This window comes from Enterobacter sp. N5-15 (assembly GCF_057221635.1).
Genome location: NZ_CM170150.1, coordinates 2,146,140 through 2,165,411 on the forward strand (window position 1 = coordinate 2,146,140; position 19,272 = coordinate 2,165,411).

21 protein-coding genes are annotated in these 19,272 nt (G+C 51.6%); 7 read left to right on the forward strand and 14 right to left on the reverse strand.

Features of this window, described 5'->3' with window-relative positions; translation table 11 throughout:
* Nucleotide 1: 1 nt before the first annotated feature.
* On the reverse strand, nt 2–712 hold the full coding sequence (gene osmY, locus AC2TE5_RS10250; RefSeq protein WP_166770083.1) for an osmoprotectant ABC transporter permease OsmY: 711 nt from the start codon (nt 710–712) through the stop codon (nt 2–4).
* Nucleotides 713–987: 275 nt separating this feature from the next.
* Nucleotides 988–1,935 (reverse strand): NAD-dependent epimerase/dehydratase family protein, encoded by a 948-nt coding sequence (locus tag AC2TE5_RS10255; protein WP_484613159.1) that lies wholly within the window; start codon nt 1,933–1,935, stop codon nt 988–990.
* Nucleotides 1,936–2,027: 92 nt separating this feature from the next.
* Between AC2TE5_RS10255 and AC2TE5_RS10260 the strand changes: the two genes are divergently transcribed.
* Nucleotides 2,028–2,477 carry a MerR family transcriptional regulator gene (locus AC2TE5_RS10260; RefSeq protein WP_484613160.1) on the forward strand — a complete coding sequence of 150 codons (450 nt, stop codon included), beginning with the start codon at nt 2,028–2,030 and terminating at the stop codon, nt 2,475–2,477.
* On the opposite strand, the gene AC2TE5_RS10265 is transcribed toward AC2TE5_RS10260, so the two are convergent.
* The 4 genes from AC2TE5_RS10265 to AC2TE5_RS10280 form a co-directional block, all read right to left on the reverse strand.
* Nucleotides 2,427–3,164 (reverse strand): YoaK family protein, encoded by a 738-nt coding sequence (locus AC2TE5_RS10265; protein ID WP_484613161.1) that lies wholly within the window; start codon nt 3,162–3,164, stop codon nt 2,427–2,429. The two genes, AC2TE5_RS10260 and AC2TE5_RS10265, sit on opposite strands and share 51 nt — an antisense overlap.
* A gap of 155 nt (nt 3,165–3,319) precedes the next feature.
* The gene (locus tag AC2TE5_RS10270) at nt 3,320–3,943 is read right to left on the reverse strand and encodes a glutathione S-transferase family protein (protein ID WP_484613162.1); all 624 of its coding nucleotides are present in this window, start codon (nt 3,941–3,943) and stop codon (nt 3,320–3,322) included.
* A gap of 72 nt (nt 3,944–4,015) precedes the next feature.
* A complete protein-coding gene (locus tag AC2TE5_RS10275) occupies nt 4,016–5,212 on the reverse strand; it encodes an MFS transporter (protein WP_484613163.1) in 1,197 nt (398 codons plus the stop codon).
* A gap of 49 nt (nt 5,213–5,261) precedes the next feature.
* Nucleotides 5,262–6,389 carry an alpha/beta hydrolase gene (locus tag AC2TE5_RS10280; protein WP_484613164.1) on the reverse strand — a complete coding sequence of 376 codons (1,128 nt, stop codon included), beginning with the start codon at nt 6,387–6,389 and terminating at the stop codon, nt 5,262–5,264.
* 113 nt (nt 6,390–6,502) lie between these two features.
* Between AC2TE5_RS10280 and AC2TE5_RS10285 the strand changes: the two genes are divergently transcribed.
* Nucleotides 6,503–7,387, forward strand: coding sequence for a LysR family transcriptional regulator (locus tag AC2TE5_RS10285; RefSeq protein WP_484613165.1), 885 nt, complete (start codon nt 6,503–6,505; stop codon nt 7,385–7,387).
* A 43-nt stretch (nt 7,388–7,430) separates the two neighbouring features.
* On the opposite strand, the gene AC2TE5_RS10290 is transcribed toward AC2TE5_RS10285, so the two are convergent.
* Together AC2TE5_RS10290 and cspE are read right to left on the reverse strand one after the other, a co-directional pair.
* Nucleotides 7,431–7,589 carry a YnfU family zinc-binding protein gene (locus AC2TE5_RS10290; protein ID WP_213329513.1) on the reverse strand — a complete coding sequence of 53 codons (159 nt, stop codon included), beginning with the start codon at nt 7,587–7,589 and terminating at the stop codon, nt 7,431–7,433.
* Nucleotides 7,590–7,795: 206 nt separating this feature from the next.
* Complete coding sequence (gene cspE / locus AC2TE5_RS10295; RefSeq protein ID WP_010430585.1) at nt 7,796–8,008, reverse strand: transcription antiterminator/RNA stability regulator CspE; 213 nt, start codon at nt 8,006–8,008, stop codon at nt 7,796–7,798.
* Between the two features lie 803 nt (nt 8,009–8,811).
* On the opposite strand from cspE, the gene AC2TE5_RS10300 reads away from it, so the two are divergent.
* On the forward strand, nt 8,812–9,267 hold the full coding sequence (locus AC2TE5_RS10300) for a hypothetical protein (protein WP_484613166.1): 456 nt from the start codon (nt 8,812–8,814) through the stop codon (nt 9,265–9,267).
* Nucleotides 9,268–9,311: 44 nt separating this feature from the next.
* Here the strand turns inward: AC2TE5_RS10300 and AC2TE5_RS10305 are convergent, their stop codons facing one another.
* The gene (locus AC2TE5_RS10305) at nt 9,312–9,722 is read right to left on the reverse strand and encodes a YybH family protein (RefSeq protein WP_484613167.1); all 411 of its coding nucleotides are present in this window, start codon (nt 9,720–9,722) and stop codon (nt 9,312–9,314) included.
* Nucleotides 9,723–9,858: 136 nt separating this feature from the next.
* Here AC2TE5_RS10305 and AC2TE5_RS10310 point away from each other — a divergent pair, with 136 nt between their 5' ends.
* Nucleotides 9,859–11,625: a hypothetical protein gene (locus AC2TE5_RS10310; RefSeq protein ID WP_484613168.1), complete on the forward strand. Its 1,767-nt coding sequence runs from the start codon at nt 9,859–9,861 to the stop codon at nt 11,623–11,625.
* Nucleotides 11,626–12,034: 409 nt separating this feature from the next.
* On the opposite strand, the gene AC2TE5_RS10315 is transcribed toward AC2TE5_RS10310, so the two are convergent.
* A complete protein-coding gene (locus AC2TE5_RS10315) occupies nt 12,035–13,249 on the reverse strand; it encodes a hypothetical protein (protein WP_484613169.1) in 1,215 nt (404 codons plus the stop codon).
* 493 nt (nt 13,250–13,742) lie between these two features.
* Here AC2TE5_RS10315 and AC2TE5_RS10320 point away from each other — a divergent pair, with 493 nt between their 5' ends.
* Nucleotides 13,743–14,789, forward strand: coding sequence for an NAD(P)/FAD-dependent oxidoreductase (locus AC2TE5_RS10320; RefSeq protein WP_484613170.1), 1,047 nt, complete (start codon nt 13,743–13,745; stop codon nt 14,787–14,789).
* Here the strand turns inward: AC2TE5_RS10320 and AC2TE5_RS10325 are convergent.
* The 3 genes from AC2TE5_RS10325 to AC2TE5_RS10335 all read right to left on the reverse strand — a co-directional run bounded on the left by AC2TE5_RS10325 (nt 14,778) and on the right by AC2TE5_RS10335 (nt 16,462).
* Nucleotides 14,778–14,993 carry a DUF6500 family protein gene (locus AC2TE5_RS10325; RefSeq protein WP_213329490.1) on the reverse strand — a complete coding sequence of 72 codons (216 nt, stop codon included), beginning with the start codon at nt 14,991–14,993 and terminating at the stop codon, nt 14,778–14,780. The two genes, AC2TE5_RS10320 and AC2TE5_RS10325, sit on opposite strands and share 12 nt — an antisense overlap.
* A gap of 94 nt (nt 14,994–15,087) precedes the next feature.
* Nucleotides 15,088–15,405, reverse strand: a complete 318-nt coding sequence (locus AC2TE5_RS10330; RefSeq protein ID WP_484613171.1) for a YebG family protein — start codon at nt 15,403–15,405, stop codon at nt 15,088–15,090.
* Between the two features lie 76 nt (nt 15,406–15,481).
* On the reverse strand, nt 15,482–16,462 hold the full coding sequence (locus AC2TE5_RS10335) for a nitrilase family protein (RefSeq protein WP_484613172.1): 981 nt from the start codon (nt 16,460–16,462) through the stop codon (nt 15,482–15,484).
* A 100-nt stretch (nt 16,463–16,562) separates the two neighbouring features.
* Between AC2TE5_RS10335 and AC2TE5_RS10340 the strand changes: the two genes are divergently transcribed.
* The gene (locus tag AC2TE5_RS10340; protein ID WP_484613173.1) at nt 16,563–17,477 is read left to right on the forward strand and encodes a LysR family transcriptional regulator; all 915 of its coding nucleotides are present in this window, start codon (nt 16,563–16,565) and stop codon (nt 17,475–17,477) included.
* On the opposite strand, the gene AC2TE5_RS10345 is transcribed toward AC2TE5_RS10340, so the two are convergent.
* Nucleotides 17,401–17,751, reverse strand: a complete 351-nt coding sequence (locus AC2TE5_RS10345) for a helix-turn-helix domain-containing protein (RefSeq protein ID WP_029739383.1) — start codon at nt 17,749–17,751, stop codon at nt 17,401–17,403. The genes AC2TE5_RS10340 and AC2TE5_RS10345 overlap by 77 nt on opposite strands.
* Before the next feature lie 336 nt (nt 17,752–18,087).
* On the opposite strand from AC2TE5_RS10345, the gene oqxA reads away from it, so the two are divergent.
* A complete protein-coding gene (gene oqxA / locus AC2TE5_RS10350; protein ID WP_484613174.1) occupies nt 18,088–19,263 on the forward strand; it encodes a multidrug efflux RND transporter periplasmic adaptor subunit OqxA in 1,176 nt (391 codons plus the stop codon).
* Nucleotides 19,264–19,272: the final 9 nt, after the last annotated feature.

The following is a 19,272-nucleotide window of genomic DNA, read 5'->3' on the forward strand; positions in this document are numbered from 1 at the left end:
GTTATCGAGCGAGATGGGGACTCATCGCGCGACCCAGCGCCGCCAGCAGAGTATCGAGGATCAGGGCGAACAGGGCGGTGGCCGCCGCGCCGAGGATCAGGGTCGGGAAATCGTTCAGGTAAATACCGGGGAAAATCAGCTCGCCGTAGCTGCTGGCGCCAATCAGGAACGCCAGCGGTGCGGTACCGACGTTAATGGCGGTGGCGATGCGGATCCCCGAGAGCATGACCGGCCAGGCGGCTGGCAGCTCAACCTGACGCAGGCGCTGCCATTTGGTCATCCCGATGCCGTTTGCTGCTTCCAGCAGCGACGGCGGGACCGAGCACAGCCCGGCGTAGGTGTTACGCACGATCGGCAGCAGCGAGGCGAGGAACAGGGCGATGATGGCGGGCGTATCGCCAATGCCAATCACCACCATCGCCAGCGCCAGAACGGCCAGCGGCGGCAGCGTGTTGCCGACGTTGAAGATTTGCATCACATATTCGGCGATACCCCGCGCGGCCGGACGGCTCAGCAGAATACCGGCTGGAATACCCACCAGCAGGGCAAAAAACATGGATGAGAAAACCAGAATCATGTGCTGTTGCCCGAGATAGACCAGGTCAACCTGGCGCGCCTTTATCGTCTCCAGCCCAATGCCCCAGACGAGAAGGGCGAGGACCACGATAATGGCGCCGACAAACAGCAGCGAACGTTTGAGTAATGGGTGCATTGCGGTGTGTCTCCCTGTGCGCATGCGTTATAGCAACCACCGGTTGCCTGTTGTTATGCCATGTTTCGGCAGGGGTATTTCACCTATAGCAAGCGTTTGGGAAGGGTTCCAGCGAAGGGGTAAAATCAGTAACCCTATGAAAACAGTGACAACCTGGTGTTAAGCCTTATGGCGTAAGGGCTGATTGAGGGGCAGGCAGAATAGTCCTAAAGACGAGAAGTGAAAGTGACGTTGTCACTAATCGGGGCCGCACATGTGACGGTGCGGCAGCACAGCTACGCTGTTTTGTGGGTTTTTGATTCACATTCCTGCCAGATGTTTTCAAGACCCTGCCGGTATGAGGTGACGGGGAAGTCGGGAAAATGCCGCTTAAACTTCGTCGAATCAAACAGGTTATCAACGTCGTATCTGGGCAACAGCTCACGCATTTCGCGCGCGCCCTGCGAAAACAGCGCCGTCGCGGCGAATGCCATCTTGCCCAGCACGGCGTAGTCCGCCTTCTGGCCGAAGATATCGCAGGCGAGAGTGACAAACTGTTGATACGTCAGCCTTTCATCGCAGCAGGGCAAATGCCACGTCTGCCCGTAGGCCTCAGGCGTATTGCCCAGCAGGGCAAGCGCGCGACTGGCATCCGGCGTCCAGATGAGGGTGCGAAGCGTATCGTCACGTACCGGAACGCGCGGGCGTTTGTGCTGCTTCAGCCTGTCGATAATGAGCGTATTCGTGAAGCTCTGCGTTCTCTCAGGCCCGTAAAACTCCGGGGCCCGGCCGATGAGGACGGGAATGTCGCCCCGCTGCATTTCGGCAAGCACCCGGTTGGCCATCAGCGCACGCACGTTGCCTTTCCGTCCCCGGGGCGCAAAGCGCGTCTCTTCCGTTTGCGGCTCGTCGCTCTGTGGATACATGTAGGTATTGTCAAAATAGACGAATTTTGCGCCCGCCTTTCGCGTGGCCTCCAGCGCATTTTCCAGCATGGTTGGGAACTGACGCTCCCACAGCGCGGAATCCGGCGGCAGACCGGCGGTAAAATAGACCGTATCGCTGCCGTTAACCGCCTCCTGCGTCTGCTGCGCATCCAGAAGATTGGCCGCAGCCGTGATATCGCTGGCGTGGACTTTCTGCGGATGGCGGCTGACCAGCCTGATATCGTCGGTATAGGCGCGTTTTAATTCGCGGGTCAGTTCACGGGCGATTTGCCCGCTGGCACCCAGAATAGTTTGCATATGAGCTCCCTGATGAGATGGCGATCCGGTTGACCGTATAAAAAGTTTAAGCTTAAAGTTAACTTTAAGGTCAAGACGTAAGAGCAGATCAAATGAGAATTGGCGAGCTGTCGAAAATGACGGGTATTTCCCCGTCGCGCATTCGGTTCTATGAGGCGGAAGGTTTACTGCCGCGACCCGTCAGGCAGGGGAACGGCTACCGATCGTATTCTAAAGAGGCGGCAGCGCTGCTGAACATCATCGACAACGCGCAGCGTACCGGGTTCTCACTCGAGCAAATACGCCGCTTCCTGCCGCAGCCGCAACAGCACTGGGATCATGAGGGACTGATCCAGTCCCTGAAGACGCGTATTGCCGAAATAGAAGCGATGCAGAAGCAGCTCGAGGAAAACCGCAGGGAATTGCTGACGCTGGTCGCGAGTATCACCAACCGTCCGGATGGGATCTCCTGCGACGACAACATGCAGCGCCTGCTGGGGCAGCTGCAACGCTCAGACGGTAGCGCGACCCCGTCGAACCCGCGTCGAGACGGTGATAATTGAAACGATAGCGACCACGGCAAGCATCAGTCCGAGCGCCAGCATGGCGTTAAACCCGATCCACCTGAACAGCAGCAGCCCCGCGATACCGCCCGTAATAAACGAGAAAAGGGTGGTTAAGTGGGTTTTCAGCTGACTTTTTTGTGCCGCCGTATCTTTGGAGTAATCCCTGCGTAGCATCGCCACCAGTACGGAGGCCAGGGATATCCCCGCGTCCGTCAGCGTGCCGGTAATGTGCGTCGATCTCACCCGTCCGCCGGAAAGCTGAGTGGAGGTGGAATTATGAATGCCCATCAGGCCGCACAGAAAAAGAATAATCTCGCGGTTGCTGGTGAGGGCATGAAAATACATCTCGTAGAAGGAGACGCCGGTCAGCAATATCCCCTCGACAAACAGGATCTGGCAAAAAACCAGCCTGACGTTATGGATAATGCCCCATATTACAATCATGCGGGCAACAATAGCGCCTGCCACAAAGGAGAGAATAATCGAGCCGAAGAAAATAATATCGCTCAGGTCGGTGGAAGAGACTTCGCTGGATAACTGTGAGGTGTTGCCGGTCATGTGTGAGGGGAAAAAGCCAAATGCCCCGAGGGCGATGGCATTCAGCAAACCTGCCGAGGTCGCCAGCCAGAGAGCAAGCCGGCGATCCTCCTTATGCGTTCGTTCTTTCTTGAGTCTAATCAGCAAGAATACCTCCGGGTTGAGCTTTGCCTGAATAGTCAGGCTAGCAAAGCGGTGCAACGGGCTGTCCAGGATATGACTTAATTATTATTCCCTCTGACGACTTTCAGGGTTAAGTAATTAAATAAAATATCCTTGCTCAAGATAGGGGCGTGAAGACTTTATATCATGCCGTTATTGCCGTGACGCAAAAACGCCGGGCGCTGGTTAAGACGTTCAAACCAGGCCTCAATTGCAGGCACGTCGGGCTTATCAAACGGCGTCATTTTCCAGCGATTCACCGACAGCCCAAGCACCACGTCCGCAAGGGTAAACGTCTCGCCTGCCGCAAAGGCCCCGGTGCGCTGCAGCTGGTTTTCCAGAATGGTGATGCAGTGGTTCCACTCTTTTATTCCCGCCGCAATGCGCTCAGGGTCGTTAAATTCCGGGTTTTTACGCCCCAGCGCCGGGAAAACATAGCGCCAGGCGTTATTGAATTCGGTTGCCTGCCAGTCCATCCAGCGCTCGACGTTGGCGCAGGCCTGCGGTTCTGCGGGCAGCAGATCGTGACGTCCGGCCTTGCGCGCCAGATAGCGGCAGATGGCGTTGGACTCCCACAGCACGAAATCGTCATCCATCAGCACCGGCACCATGGCGTTGGGGTTCAGGGCGCGGAAGGCATCCGTACCCGTTGAGGCAAAACCGCTGCCGTAATCTTCCTGTTGATACGCGAGGCCTGCTTCTTCGCAGGTCCAGAGCACTTTACGCACGTTGATGGAGGTGGTTTTGCCGAGGATGTTAATCATGTCGCCGCTTCTCTTTAGAGTGATGAATCGTTTAAAAACAATACACCAGCGGTGAAGAAAAGCGCCAACAAATCATCCGGCGAGTGGTTTGTGAAGACGCGAAAGCAGAAGCGTCAGCACCACCGCACACAGCAGCACCATGCCGCTCATTGCAAACGTGCTCTGCCAGCCGAGATGGTCGAATACCAGTCCACCGGCCGTTGAACCCAGCGCAATAGAAAGTTGGATCACGGCGACCATTAATCCGCCACCGGCTTCGGCATCTTGCGGCAGCGTTCGCGCAATCCATGTCCACCATCCCGTTGGCGCCGCCGTCGCCAGCATCCCCCAGAAGCCTAACAGCAGGGCAACGATCCACACGCTGTGACCGATCAGTATTAACACGCCTGCTATGACGGCCATCAGCAGGGGTATGGCGATTAGCGTCAGGTAAAACGCCGCGTTCAGAACAATAGCAACGAGCAGTGTGCCAACAAAACCCGCGACGCCGATGGTGAGTAAAATCAGCGATAAGCCGGAGGGGCTGACCTGCGTGACGGTTTCGAGAAACGGACGCACATAGGTAAACAGCGCAAACTGCCCCATAAAGAACAGGCCGCAGGCCAGCAGACCAATGGAAACCACCGGCTGGCGGAATAACCCAAAGACGGATGCGCGTGACGCCGTATTTTTATTGCCGTTCATATCGGGCAGGCTAAAGCATTGCCAGAGGAACGCCACTATCGCCACGGGAACCAGGCACAGGAAGGCGCCGCGCCAGCCAATGGTGGCGCCGAGATAGCTCCCGAGCGGGGCGGCGACTACCGTCGCCAGCGCGTTCCCCCCGTTGAATATCGCCAGCGCGCGCGAGACCTGATGCTGCGGAACGAGGCGAATGGCCGTTGCGGCAGACATGGACCAGAACCCGCCTATAGCGATACCGATCAGCGCGCGGCCGGTCATGTAAACCAGATAGTTTGAGGCGAAAGCGATAATCATCCCCGAGAGCGCCATCAGGAGCGTCATGCCCAGCAGAAGGTGTTTGCGGTTCATATTCCCGGCAAGCCGGGAAAGGAAGAGGCTGGTCAGAACCGCCAGCGCGCCGGAGATGGCGATCCCCTGGCCAGCGAGCCCCTCCGTAACGCCCAAATCTCTGGCAAGGGGCGTGAGCAGGCTGACGGGCATAAATTCCGAGGCAATCAGGACGAATACGCACAGGGTCATGGCAAAAATACCGCCCCAGTGCGCGCGTTCCTCATTCTGTGAGGTGGTAGGGTTCAGAGTAGACATAGTCATCTTTCACGAAGGGCCGCCCGCTCAACACGGGCGGCGGAGAGGTTTATTTCAGGCTGGTTTTGAAGAACTGTTCAAACTGGCCGAACGGGATCTTCCCGGCAGCATTGTCGTAGAGATCGACATGGTTTGCGCCCGGAACAATCACCAGTTCCTTCTGCTTGCTGCCGACCGCTTTAAACGCATCTTCTGCAAAGTAGCGGGAGTGCGCTTTTTCACCGGTGACGATAAGCGTCGGGATCGTAATTTCCCCGGCGTAGCTCAGCAGCGGCATATTCATAAAGGATAATGGCGTGGTCGCGGTCCACGCGCCGGTGGAGTTGACGGAACGCGCGTGGAAGCCGCGCGGCATGCGGTAGTAATCATAGAACTCCTTCAGTACCGGATGCGGGTCTGCTGGCAGCGTCTCTGGCAGAATACGTTCAGCCGCCGTCACCTTGCCGTTCTCATCGATATAAATGTCATGGCCGCCGTGCGCGAAGGTCCCGTTCTCAGCATCTTTCCAGCGCTGTGCGTTGAGATACTGCAGAACGGCACGGCGGTCAGACGTTGAATAGCGATCTTTCCCGTCGCCCACGCCGTGGCCCATCGCCCGGCTCATGTCGTACATCACGCTGGTGGCGACCGCTTTCACGCGGGTGTCCATGGCGGCCGCATTCAGCGCCATACCGCCCCAGCCGCAGATGCCGAGAATACCGATGCGGTTACGATCAACCTCTTTCTGCAACCCCAGGAAATCCACCGCCGCGCTAAAGTCTTCGGTGTTGATATCCGGAGACGCAACGTTGCGCGGCTGGCCACCGCTTTCGCCCGTATAGGACGGATCGAACGCCAGGGTCACAAACCCATTCTCCGCCAGGGTCTGCGCATACAGGCCGCTGGACTGCTCTTTGACCGCGCCAAACGGCCCGCTGACCGCAATCGCCGCCAGCTTGCGGTCACCGCGGTTTTTGGGAAGATACAGATCGCCCACCAGGGTGATCCCGTACCGGTTCTGGAAGGACACCTTACGGTGATCGACTTTGTCACTTTCGGCGAAGGTTTTATCCCATGTGGCCACCATCGAAATCGGTGCGTTTGGGTTGGTGGTTTCTGCATAACTCATTGTTGTCACTCCACTTAATGATGCGCATAGCAGCATCGCAACGGACAGTTTTTGGGTGAATGTTTTCATGAAAATGGACCCTGTGGTGTTGTGTTGCGGTCATTATAGTTAGCAGAAATAGTGCTGATTAGAGGCCAAAAGCTGCTAGGATTCATATCATATTGTTATAAATTGGGGGCGTGATGGCGAAGCGGGAAAACTACAATGAGCTGTACCTGTTTATGCAGGTGGTGCGGGAGGGGAGCTTCACGGCGGCTGCGCAACGGCTCGGGCTGGCGCAATCCGGGATCAGCCGCTCGGTTCGCGAGCTTGAGGAGCGATTGGGCGTTCAGCTTCTGGTCCGCACCACGCGCAAGCTGTCGCTAACCCACGCGGGGGAACAGCTTTACCGGACCGCCGAGTCCGCGTTCGATACGCTCGATACGGGCCTGGCGACCCTGGCACACTATCGTCAGACGCCGTCCGGCACGGTGCGTATTAATGCCAGCCAGCACGCTATCGACAAATGTCTGCTGCCAAAGCTCGCCATTTTTAAACAGCGTTACCCGGACATCAGGCTGGAACTGATGAATGAAAGCCGCTTTGTCGACATTATCGCCGAGCGGTTCGATGCGGGTGTCAGACTGGGGCCGGAAGTGGGGCAGGGAATGATTGCAGTGCGTATCACGCCTGATATGGAAATGGCCGCAGTGGCTGCCCCGGAACACTTCAGACGCTACGGTTTTCCCCAGACGCCTGCGGATTTAGTGGCGCATCCGTGCATTGCCTACCAGCTTGCCGACGGTAGTGACTATCAGTGGGAGCTGGTGCAGGACGGGAAAATAATCACCCATCGGCCAGAGGGGCAATGGGCGCTGTCTGACAGCTACATGGAAGCCGAAGCCGCCCGGCTGGGGCTTGGGCTGGCCTATGTCCCGGTGGAGCTGGTGGCTGACGATCTGGAGCGCGGAACGCTGATCCGGGTATTGCAGCGCTATAGCCTGCGCATGGACGGGTTGTACCTCTATTATCCCCACCGTAACGTGTCGCCCGCGCTTAGAGCGGTGATTGATACGCTTAAAATATAGCTTTATTTCAGGGATAAAGAGAATGGCAGGAACACGCCTTCATTCATTTGGAAGATTTAAAGAGGGTATTGCAAGACGGACAGACAAGTTGAGAGCCTTTCTGAACGCGGCTAAAGCTGTGTTCTGAATCTTTTGCACAGCCTGGACATGTGCATTTCACTAAATAATTACGATGAGTTTGTGTTTTTTTACGTACTGACATAGGGAGTTCCTGCTATAAGGGGACAAAATAAAACACGTTTAAAATGATGATTACTTATTTTTTAACAATATTTGAAGAGATTAAGACGTCAGGAAGTATAAATAAAAAAACCGCTCGGGGCGGGTTCATTTTATTATCAGTAGCACATAACTGCTCAGGCCAACGCCTTCATCGCTATCGTAAGCGCCACTGATAATGAGCACCTATTACAGTGCAGTGACGTTACCGGCCGCAGGGCCTTTAGCGCCATTTTCAATGGTGAAGGACACTTTCTGACCTTCATCCAGAGTTTTGAAGTTATCGCCCTGGATTGCAGAGAAATGCACGAATACATCTTTGCTGCCGTCGTCAGGAGTGATAAAGCCAAAACCTTTATCTGCGTTGAACCATTTTACTAAACCAGTCATTTTATTAGACATAGATAATTCCTTAATTTATGAGCCACATAGTGCGGCGATGATGGACTGTATTGAGAGAGTTACTTATTTGGCACTTAGGAGAAGGCTCATGAAGAAGGGATATCTAAGGATAACACCTGAACTGAGGACTGCTTTACTAAAACTGCTTTCATAAGGTCTGTTTTCCAAACCGATGGCGCTATTAAGACATAGAATATTTATTACCGCAATGTAAATGTTATTTTATTTTTACCATTTAAACACCCGGATGGCTGAACGGCTGATAATATCCTTAATACCCTATTAGCTGCCGCGCCTGGCAATAACCCAATATCCGCACAATTTTGCAAGCTTCCACCCTATGACGACTCAAGCTGTTTCAGGAGCGTTGTTCTTTAATGAGTAGCCATGCGGGTCGTTGTTTTGTCTGCTTTCGTGCTGCCGAGACTGCGCCGCCATGCCCCAGGCGCGGTGATTGATACGCTTAAAATTTAGGGCAGCGTTGTCATTCTGGAAGGCGCCTCGCAAACCGCAAATTAACCGCGTGAAATTCAGGGTTATGTCTTTTCTTCAACCGATCGGGGTCGTAAAGTGCCTGCGTTGCGGCACATCCGCAATCGGGCGTAGGAACCCGCATCTACAGAGCGATATTTATATGTCGCGGCAGCGCCGAACTCGTTAAAATTGCGGTGGCGCTGGCGGAGCAGCCGCAAGGCTGGCCGTTTTCTCTGTGGGCGGTATTCCTACCTCTGTCAGCGCTACCCCCTCGAGCGTAGGAACTCATCGGGTGGTTCACCCAATTTACACACTGAGGATGCCTTACTATGGCTACTATCCCAACCCTGACTTATGTCCCATCTGACGAAAACGTCATTCTGCAACTTATCTCCCGGCCGCTTCCGGCTGATGCCGATCTGTTTGTCGTCGCCGACAACTGCGCCGCGCTGGTGAGCGTGCTGGTCGAAATCGAGGATGCGAAGATGTTTACTGCGCTCTGCGAGCGTCTGCTGCACGCCCTGCGTAAGCTAAGAGAACTCTGCGATGTCGATCTGCCGCCAGACCTGATCGCGCAATTGATCATGGGTGAGAAACTGAACTCCTGCGTGCCGGACTGCTGGCAGGACACCCTGACTCAGGTGGACTATGTTCTGGCGCTGACGCAGGCGGTTATGGGTGGAACGCTGCCCGCTCATGTAGCGAAAGAGCTGACGGGCCTGCTGCACGATATGGTGTGGCTACTGGCTGAGTTTGTGAAGGAGCCGCGCATCACTACACACTAAGGGCGCTGGCGTGGAGGGGCGGTAGCGCCCCTTTGAAGTTGTGATTAACGTGATGCGTTTACCGAATCCAGAAGCGACGTACCGTAGGAGTTGTCGATGGTACAAAGCCAGCGACCGTCGCTTTCCTGCCGAAAAACATAGGTCGCGCGGCGCGACAATTCCGTTATTCCACCCTGACCATCAGGAAAACGCAGAACGGTTTCCATGATAACGAGGGCATTACCACCACCTTCGATTACCTGCATCTCCCCTTGTTCGACGCTCAGCTGGTCCTGAAAATAATCAGAGATGGCAATAAACGCGCTGCGAATGTTCTCTTTGCCTTTAACCGTCATGCCGGGCTTGACCACCAGAGCCGCGTCGTCGGCGTAGTAATCCATCAGCGCGTCATAGTTTTTGGTGGTGATGGCGTGGTCACATGATTCGATGATCTGGCGTAGCGGATGTGGGGGCATGCGAGATTCCTCGTTGATGGGGGGAACGCGTATTAACGTAACAGTCTGGCGTGTTTGTATAGCTACCAGGTTTTATGGCGGGGGGAACGTTACATCTGCTAAGAGCGTCTTGCAGACCTTTCTAATAGCATTCTGTGTGAATAAACTGAATGCAGGCCAGATGTTATCTCCAAAGAAAAATGATACATTTGATGAAAATCTAATATGGATGTTCATGATGCCACCTGAAGATAAGCCACTGATTTATTTATTAAATACGCCTAAGTCCGTCGAGAAGGCTCTTAGCCCAGTATTCAATGTAAGCCATTGGTGGATGAATGGATATAACATATATCAAGCAGCCATCCATCGTTCTTTAGAAATACCCTATTCTTCTGAACTTCCCTCAAACTTACATGAAGCAGAAATAGTAGTTATTGATACAGGTCTAAGAGGGATGTTTATAAGAGGTCAATCATCGTTAAAAGTAATTTATAGGCATACGCCTAGCGTTGTTGACCTGTTTCCTCTGGATATGAATACTGCTCTAACTAACATTTTTTCTACTGAAAAACTTCAGCTGCTATTTATTTTTTGTGAAAGCAATAATGACGAAGTTTATACGCTTCAGAATGAATCAGGAAAATGCGAGCAGTATCAAACTGATACTTATTGTTTTCCAAAATATTATGATTTCTCCTTTTCAAGAAGAGTTGGAAACAGAATGAAGGTGGCTGACGGAGAAAAAGGAATAGAGATAAAGCAATGTCTCGGAAAATACCTTCCACAATCGAACTACAACTTTGTTTTCCAAGTGTATCGAGGTGCAAAGTCTGAAGATCTCCCTTTACTGGTTAATGAAGCTGGGGAATGTGTTTCTTTTTTAAGAAAGATGGGGTCTAAAATTGTTTTCTTCTTTCCAGAAATACATGACAAGGCAGGTTTTCTATTAGATCTTTTCAATAATGTCTTACCTGATATTAATGTTTTTGGTGGGATGTTTCCTAATCATGGAAGCTTTAAGTGGATTAACGATTTCTCATATATCTCTTTGGATGAAAGAAATAAAATAATAGATATTGAAAATGAGATTAAAAGACACGAAGAAACATTGTCGTCTTTAAAAGAAGAATATGAAAGAGTTCATTCCAAAGATGAAAATGTAAAGCTCAGGGCCATGCTAAAAGAAACTGGGGATGACCTTGTGTCTGCGGTTAAGTGGTTTCTTGAGTATATCGGCTTCACTAATGTGGTAGACCCAGATAAAGATGTTGATGTAGATGCTGGAGAAGTGTTTGAGGAAGATTTGAACTTTGAGCATAACGGTGTTCACTTCTTACTGGAGGTGAAAGGGATTGGAGGCACTTCAACAGATGCTCAGTGTGCTCAAATCTCCAAGATTGCCTTACGTAGGAAGAAAGCAAATCCGGGAAAGAAACATAAAGCCGTCTACATAGTCAATCACCGTAGATACAAAGCGCCCAAAGAAAGAGAGGTTATCCCTTTCAACGAAAACCAGATTGAAGATGCTGAGATGGCTCAACGCGGCATGACGTTTACTTATGAGTTTTATAACATTTATTACATGATAGAAGCCGGTGTTATCAGTAAAGAAGCAGCTCGTGATGCCTTTAGGCAAGAGGGACTCATTAACTTCAGACAAAGCCTACATAAGCTTGAGTTCAATCACTGCTACAAAGGGGCATTAGTCTACTCTTTAGTCATACCCGAAGGCGATTCATTTGCTATCACTAAAGCTGACAAAATTGCTATTCAAGATAATGAAAATCACTGGCACCGGTTATCTATTGAAAGCTTACAAATAGACCGAGTTGATCAGGAAGAGGTCAGAAATGGTAAAGTTGGTATCAAGGTTGATAGGCTAGTTCCTGGAGCAAGAGACTACTTTGTCGTAAAGGTTTAAAGCTACACTGCCATTAGCTCAGCCCCGTTAGGGGCTTTTGCTTAGCTGATGACAAACTCCACGCAGATTAGTACATCCTGATTTGACACTAACATTACAATAAGGCCTGAGCGTCGGGCGATGGCCTCGCCAGTATCACCAAAGGGGCCAACACCAGCGGAGCTCCTGAAAGCCAAATAAGACAGAATGAAGTCTGGTGAGAAGACAGAGCGATGAATTGGTCTGCTATGAGCGAGAAGCGGAATTTCATTATTTATATCTATAGATCCGTTACATACATGACCCTCAACTAATCAATGAGAGCAGGTCCAAGTTTCTATTAGTTGCGCATGATTCCTACTATCCTTAGGTTTATTCCCCAACCTAAAGTAGCTTTTTTCAGGTTGGGGTCCAATAAGTAGTGTAACTGTCAGTCAAGCATAGCTGGTAATGACGAGTTAATGATCTTAATATTAATACTATTATTTTTTAAGCATAGCTCATGCCGCTTTTGAAGCATGCTAATGAATGTGTTAGTATTTGATGAGCTTAATTTCATATTGTAAATGATTTCTGACACGCTGATAATATTTATACAAACCTTGTGTCGCCTGCTGACCTCTTCTATTAACTCAATTATTTCAGGCCACTCTTTTGACTCTCTATATTCATCGATTAAGACTATTCCATAGAAATCATAATCGCCACCATGCAAGAGTTCTATTCCAGCAGAGTTATATATTTTATCACCTCTACTTATTACTTTATAAACCCCTTCCAATTGATTAATTGCTTTCCTGCAGTGCTTAATCATGCTCGATGAAGCTCGTTCACGAGATTTATCCAAGGTCGAAACGTTTACTTGTAGACATTTAGACTCAATCGCAATAACTTTATTATTTAGCGAGCAAGTTAATACATCTGTTAGTTCTCTTTCCTTTTTTCCAATCGTTACCAATGGAGATAAGGTCGTTGAGGAGTTATTCATCAGGCAAAGCGCCTGATAAATCTGCCGTTCCTGACGCGCACCATCAATCTCTGTAGCCACTTCATAACTTGATGAGCCTTGATGATTTACATGATGCGTAAGGATAGTCTCAAGTTCTTTAACCTTAACGGGGAAGTGAAATTTTAACACATTGAATCCCGCATGCTTAACATCATCAGAACCTAATGAGGCACATATCGAATCTGTGAATTTAATGTTATCTTGATAATTGTTTGCTGAAGAAAAATCAAAGTTTGCAATTATGTTATAAGCTCTTTTGTTTCTAAAATTAGTTTTTATATTTATTGTTCCATATACAACGCTCGCGTCAGTCTCGTCGAATAAAGATAGGTTGATATCTGAGTCTAAGAATGAATCATTAAAAATATTATTGCGATTACTCCAACGTTGAGCAAGTATCGCGTGGAAAGGTGATGATTTATTATCAAATACTTTCAAGGCCAATGCGATATTATGTGGGGGATTTATTTTAACAAATAGATAAAACTCTATCTTAGCACCAAGCAAAATGGACTTGATGACTGATGTAGGTAATTTTGCTACTAACGCTTTATCGCCCGAAGAATTAGACTCACAAAAAACTCCAACTTGTTCTGATGCTAAAATGTCATGAAGACTTTTTGATGGTAAGTACATTATCTGACTCCTTGTATGCTTCAACCTATAACTGTGTTAAAGCCCATCTATCATGCTGGCTGGATGTATATCATACAAACCGTTAATGTATAGCAACGTGTTGTTAGCATGATAAGTGTTATAAACCATTATTAGGTAGGATACCATATCCTGCATAATCAATCCCGAACAGCCTTCAGGCGACCTAAGTACATCATCAAGCCTACTTCTGCAGACCTAATAAACCACGCCTTGACTTTGCTCTCGGTTGATCAATACACGGTAATGTCAGTAATGTTTTGACTAACTCTGACCCCGAATATCGCAAGCCGCTTTAGTAACGTCCGCTCCTGGCACAAAGCGGACAGCGGCAGGAACAAAATGTCTGCTTTAAGCGAGAATCAGACGTTCTGAACTGCCGTACCCACGAATTTTGCAATCCTACAAAATAACCTGTAAGAGATTACTTTCGCATCTTGGCATGAACATGTTCCCCACTTAGGAGAAGGGCACCGTGACCTATAAAAAAAGGATTGTCGTCGTAGGTGCTGGGATCACTGGCGTATCCATCGCATGGCATCTCGCCCAGCGTGAATTTGACGTCACCCTCGTTGAACAGAATATGCCTGCGTCAGGTGCAACCGGTAGCGCGTTTGGCTGGCTGACCGGTGTGGTGAAGGATGATGCGGCCGACGTGTTTATCCGGCGCATCGCACTTGCGGACTGGCACAGGCTGGAAGAACACATACCGGAACTTCACATTAAATGGAGCGGTTCGTTAACCTACGGCGCGGCATCCGGGGCCTGCCTGCAGGACGAACGTCTCCTCCACAAGGCGGAGATTGCCCGCCTTGAACCGGCTTTGAACAATCCTCCCTCAGAGGCCCGCTATGCTGCAAAAGATGGTGCTATTGACGCCGCCAGCGCAACGCGGCTATTGCTCGACAAAGCCTGTGAGAAGGGCGTCGTGCTGAATACCCAAACAACCGTTACGGGGCTTTGCATGACGGAGGGGAAGGTGACAGGCGTCCTGACCTCTCGGGGGAAACTGGATGCAGATTGTGTCGTATTGGCCTGTGGTACAGGTATTCCAGCGCTGACTGATCGGATGGGTATCCATGTTCCGGTTCTGTCATCACCGGCCATATTGTTGCGCTTTGCGGCCTCCCGGAACGTGGTTAACACGATCCTCTCCGGTGATGATATTGAGGTTCGGCAAGCGCACAACGGGGATTTATTAGCCGCAGAAGATTACCCGGCAAGCGGCAACGTCAGGGAAACGGCGGAGGCTGCACAACGCGCGGTAAGAAGCAGGCTCACGGGCGCAGAGTCGGCTGCTCTCATCCAGTACTCAACAGGAGAGCGTCCTGTTATTCAGGATGGGTATCCCGTTCTTGGTTTTGCTGATGAGAGCAGGACGGTTTACGTCGCCTCGATGCACCCAGCCGTTACGTGCGCAGCGACGATTGGCAGACTGGTCTCTGAGGAGTTATGCGATGGCCAGAGCGATGAAATCCCGCACTGTTACCGGCCATCCCGCTTTAGCGTATTAAAGGGCTGAGACGAGGTTTCTCACCTTTTCAGCCTTTTCAAAATGGTCCAGCTTCATCTCCATAATCCACCAGTGCGCCACTTCCATAAGCAGTTCAGGATCGTCATTTTTATTAGCAAAAAAAGCATAAAAAGAAAGCCCAACATCGCTTCCCTTAGAGGCAATTTTTGAATCACAAATCCTGATGATTTTTTCCTTCATTCCTTGCCGCACGTCATCTCCTTTACTCTTTTCATGTTCGGGCTAAAAAAAGCCGCAAGCAGATGGCTGCTTACGGCTCCAGGGTCAGTGATGATTTTTATGACAATCAGGCCGCTTTCACAGCCCTGATTTTTTTTGTGTCAGCCGCGTCGGATTCAGTTGTATCCGTTGCAGCTGGGGCATTGAAATCGGGAAGCTTGCTGGTACGAAGAATATGCTGCACGGTCTCTTTCTGCTCGGCGAGATACAGGCCAAGATTTTCAGCCTGCGTTTCATCCATCTGCATTCCGCTTTGCAACAGCCAGTCGGTGAACGCGTCTGCCATATCGAGCAGCTTGTCGTGAGCGTCAGCCTCTTTCTTACTGGCAAATGTCATTTTCTCTTCACCTTTTCTTACGACAACAAATTTTGTTTCAACAGCCATTATGCGCACCTCATACTGTAATTATATACAGTATAACAGTTCCGGGTTTATCTTGCAGCTAAAAATTGCTCACATTTTAGCGAGCAGGGGGCACAGTCGAAAATCGTGCGCTGATCGCATCACGTTCATAGCCCTGCGGCTGCGTCAGGATCTGGTATAAATCAGGACGGCGACCGTGGATCCAGCGGCGTCCGGTGCTCATAGCAAGCAGGCTTAAATCGAGCTCAGCGCTTACCATCGCATCTTCAGCCGCCCAGGTTTCGTTCACGATCCTGCCATACGGGTCGAGGATCATCGCATTGCCCGTGCGCACTTCGTCATCATCGGCACCGACACCGTTGCTGAAAAGAAGAAATAACCCGTTGTCATGCGCGCGGGCAGGCAGCCAGCGCATGAGCCATTCCCGACCGCTTGGCCCTTTGAAAGCCGCGGTAATTTCTTCCTTGCGCGTTTCCCGCTCCTCCCAGAGCGCCAGCGGAACAGGCTTCATCCCGTGAGGGCTGCGGGAATCGGTACCACCTGTTTGATGCGGCGCGAGAAGAATATCGGCACCCAGCAGCGCCGTCGCGCGCACGTTTTCGACCAGATTATTGTCCCAGCAAATCAGGATACCGACCTTCACGCCCCACGGCGTATCAAAAACGGTAAAGCCGTCCCCGCTGCTGATGGCCGGATGTTCAAAAGCATGGAGTTTACGATGCGTATGCATCGAGCCGTCCGGCATGCAGGCAACATACGCATTGTAGAGTCGGCCGTCGTCGGCGCGTTCAATAAGACCGGCGCCGATCAGCATTTGATGTTTTATCGCCAGGGAACGAATGAGCGTCAGAGAAGGGCTGTCTGCAATCGGCTCTGCCAGCGCAGACACCTCCGCTGCGGTGAGCTTAGGGACATGCCAGTAGCCGGTGATGCACATTTCAGGGAAAGTGAGAATGTTCACCTGCTCAAGCGCCGCCCGTTCAATAAATTTCTCCATTATCAGGAGATTGTATTTTTTGTTACTGGCCTGATGCTGAAACTGTACGGTGGCCGCCTTTAAGGATGTCAGTTCGTTCATGTTGCGTCTCCGGTTATCATCGAGACTGAATTACATAACGATTGCCGATAACTGTATAATCAAATGATTTCCGAATCCGATAACCATCTGGAATGAAAAAATGAACACCCGGTTGCTAAAGGCCTTTTTGATACTGGCTGAAAAAGGAAATTATGCCGATGCGGCGCGGGCGCTGTTTATCTCGCAGCCGGCATTGACCAAACAGATTAATCTCCTCGAATCCCTGGTGAATATGTCTCTTTTTTCACGAGGTCGTCACGGCGCAATACTGACGGCCAGCGGCAGGCGTTTGCTGCCAGAGGCTGAGAAGGTGGTCAGGCAGACCCAGCAATTTATGCAGCATGCTGAGCGGGTATCGAAAGGGGTTGAAGGGCATATTTCCGTCGGGTTCGGACTTTCAAGCTTTTATCTGGCACCACGCTGTATCGCTGACTTTCGTCGAGACTACCCGGAAGTAGAAATGTCATTGACGGATCTGCCTTCCTTCCAGCAGTACGAGCGATTGCAAAACGATGAGCTACAGGTCGGTTTTGTCAGGGTTCCTCCCCCCGTGGCGCTTGAATACCTGCCGTTATTTACCGATCGGCTGGTCCTGGTTGCACCCGCCGCGTCGCCGACGATGACTGTCGGAGAGTGGCTCACGAAACGCCCTCTGTTGCGGCTGTATGATGAGCGAGGGCGGGGTTTAAACGCGCAGATTGACCGCTTCCTGCACGATAACGGTCTTTTCGTCTCATCGACTCAGTTGACTGACGATATCCAAACTATCGTCGCGATGGTGGTTGCGGGTATCGGTGTGGCTATTCTGCCCACCAGCGTGACCCATATCGCGCCGCCGGAGCTGGTGATGATTCCGCTAACGGGGGAGTCAATCAGCTGGAAGGTGGGCATCGCCTGGGACGCAGGCAGGGAGGATGTCATCCGTGACAATTTCATTGCTAGCGTAGCTGCTGCGTTTCCGGGCCAGCCATGCTCCGCCGCCATGCCCCAGGCGCCTGACCATACTGACGCTTAAAGCTGCGGTTGAAGGACTGCTGGGAGTCAAAGCCCAGCGCGATCGCTACGTTCAGAATCGGTTCATCGCTGCGGGTTAAGCGCTCAACCGATTTTTGCAGCTTTTGCGCGCGAATATACCCGGCGAGGGGATAGCCCGTATGCTCTTTGAACAGGCGCTGGAGGTGCCATTTTGAGTAGCCGGATCGCCGGGCGACGGACTCAATGTCCAGACGGCTATCCAGGTTGTTGTCGATCCAGTCGAGTAAATCATGCATAAATGCGCCAGTGTTCATCTGGTTACCCCCACGCTACCTGTTTAAAAGTATCTTTGTCTGTTGCATTAAAAGGTGGCGCGTTTTTGCATTAATTGCAAGTTTTATTGTTGCATTTTAAACCTTGACCGAAACGAGTCTTTTCACATCTGCTCAAATAGCACATAAAGTGCAACAATTATTCTTGCACTTAGTTAGGCACCTTCCTACAATCGCCGCGATAGTGTATTCGCAACTGTTACAGTTTTGTGGCGATGAACGACACAAATGGCCTTAAGACAGCCACCGGACAAAGGAAGTGGCGCGGTGCCTCCTGCTGCGTCTTGCCCGGCGGCGACAATTACCGGAATAAAAATAATGAGCCTGCAAAAAACCTGGGGTAACTATCATCTGAACGCGCTGGGGGTCATGTTGCTCTCCGTGCTGCTCGTCGGATGCGATAACAGCGTCGCGCAAAATGCCGCGCCGCCTGCGCCCGCCGTCAGCGCTGCTGACGTGGTGGTGAAATCCATTAGCCAGTGGGATAGCTTTAACGGCCGGATTGAAGCCGTGGAGAGCGTTCAGCTCCGTCCGCGCGTTTCCGGCTACATTGATAAAGTGAATTACACCGACGGCCAGGAAGTGAAGAAGGGCGAGGTGCTGTTCACGATTGATGACCGAACCTATCGTGCGGCGCTGGAACAGGCGCAGGCGAACCTTGCGAGAGCCAAAACGCAGGCCAGCCTGGCACAAAGTGAGGCTAACCGTACCGATAAGCTGGTCAATACCAACGTTGTCTCCCGTGAAGAGTGGGAGCAGCGTCGTTCGGCCGCCACTCAGGCGCAGGCCGATATTCGCGCCGCGCAGGCGGCAGTGGACGCCGCGCAGCTCAACCTGGACTTCACCAAAGTCACCGCGCCTATCGACGGTCGTGCCAGCCGGGCGCTGATCACCAGCGGGAACCTGGTGACTGCGGGCGACACCGCCAGCGTCCTCACCACGCTGGTCTCGCAGAAAACCGTTTACGTCTACTTTGACGTGGACGAGTCGACCTACCTTCACTACCAAAATCTGGCCCGCAGCGGGCAGGGGGCGTCCAGCAATCACACGGCGCTTCCGGTTGAGATTGGCCTGACGGGCGAGGAGGGCTATCCCCATCAGGGCAAAGTGGATTTCCTGGATAACCAGCTGTCGCCAGGTACCGGCACCATCCGCATGCGCGCGCTGCTGGATAACGCACAGCGTCAGTTCACGCCGGGACTTTTTGCCCGCGTGCGCCTGCCGGGAAGCGCGGAGTTCAAAGCCACGCTTATCGACGACAAAGCGGTGCTGACCGATCAGGATCGTAAATACGTCTATATCGTCGATAAAGAGGGGAAAGCGCAGCGTCGCGACATCACGCCGGGCCGTCTGGCAGACGGTTTACGCATCGTGCGGCAGGGGCTGAACCCTGGCGATAAAGTCATCGTCGAGGGTTTACAAAAAGTGTTTATGCCGGGTATGCCGGTTAACGCGAAAACCGTTGCCATGACCGCCGCCAGCGCCCTCAACTGATCCCTTGAC

Excerpts from the sequence above, each read along its gene's own strand:
- osmY (WP_166770083.1), bottom strand. The coding sequence starts at position 712 with ATGCACCCATTACTCAAACGTTCGCTGCTGTTTGTCGGCGCCATTATC.
- AC2TE5_RS10255 (WP_484613159.1), bottom strand. The coding sequence starts at position 1,935 with ATGCAAACTATTCTGGGTGCCAGCGGGCAAATCGCCCGTGAACTGACC.
- AC2TE5_RS10260 (WP_484613160.1), top strand. The coding sequence starts at position 2,028 with ATGAGAATTGGCGAGCTGTCGAAAATGACGGGTATTTCCCCGTCGCGC.
- AC2TE5_RS10270 (WP_484613162.1), bottom strand. The coding sequence starts at position 3,943 with ATGATTAACATCCTCGGCAAAACCACCTCCATCAACGTGCGTAAAGTG.
- AC2TE5_RS10275 (WP_484613163.1), bottom strand. The coding sequence starts at position 5,212 with ATGTCTACTCTGAACCCTACCACCTCACAGAATGAGGAACGCGCGCAC.
- AC2TE5_RS10280 (WP_484613164.1), bottom strand. The coding sequence starts at position 6,389 with ATGAAAACATTCACCCAAAAACTGTCCGTTGCGATGCTGCTATGCGCA.
- AC2TE5_RS10285 (WP_484613165.1), top strand. The coding sequence starts at position 6,503 with ATGGCGAAGCGGGAAAACTACAATGAGCTGTACCTGTTTATGCAGGTG.
- AC2TE5_RS10290 (WP_213329513.1), bottom strand. The coding sequence starts at position 7,589 with ATGTCAGTACGTAAAAAAACACAAACTCATCGTAATTATTTAGTGAAA.
- cspE (WP_010430585.1), bottom strand. The coding sequence starts at position 8,008 with ATGTCTAATAAAATGACTGGTTTAGTAAAATGGTTCAACGCAGATAAA.
- AC2TE5_RS10300 (WP_484613166.1), top strand. The coding sequence starts at position 8,812 with ATGGCTACTATCCCAACCCTGACTTATGTCCCATCTGACGAAAACGTC.
- AC2TE5_RS10305 (WP_484613167.1), bottom strand. The coding sequence starts at position 9,722 with ATGCCCCCACATCCGCTACGCCAGATCATCGAATCATGTGACCACGCC.
- AC2TE5_RS10315 (WP_484613169.1), bottom strand. The coding sequence starts at position 13,249 with ATGTACTTACCATCAAAAAGTCTTCATGACATTTTAGCATCAGAACAA.
- AC2TE5_RS10330 (WP_484613171.1), bottom strand. The coding sequence starts at position 15,405 with ATGGCTGTTGAAACAAAATTTGTTGTCGTAAGAAAAGGTGAAGAGAAA.
- AC2TE5_RS10335 (WP_484613172.1), bottom strand. The coding sequence starts at position 16,462 with ATGAACGAACTGACATCCTTAAAGGCGGCCACCGTACAGTTTCAGCAT.
- AC2TE5_RS10340 (WP_484613173.1), top strand. The coding sequence starts at position 16,563 with ATGAACACCCGGTTGCTAAAGGCCTTTTTGATACTGGCTGAAAAAGGA.
- AC2TE5_RS10345 (WP_029739383.1), bottom strand. The coding sequence starts at position 17,751 with ATGAACACTGGCGCATTTATGCATGATTTACTCGACTGGATCGACAAC.
- oqxA (WP_484613174.1), top strand. The coding sequence starts at position 18,088 with ATGAGCCTGCAAAAAACCTGGGGTAACTATCATCTGAACGCGCTGGGG.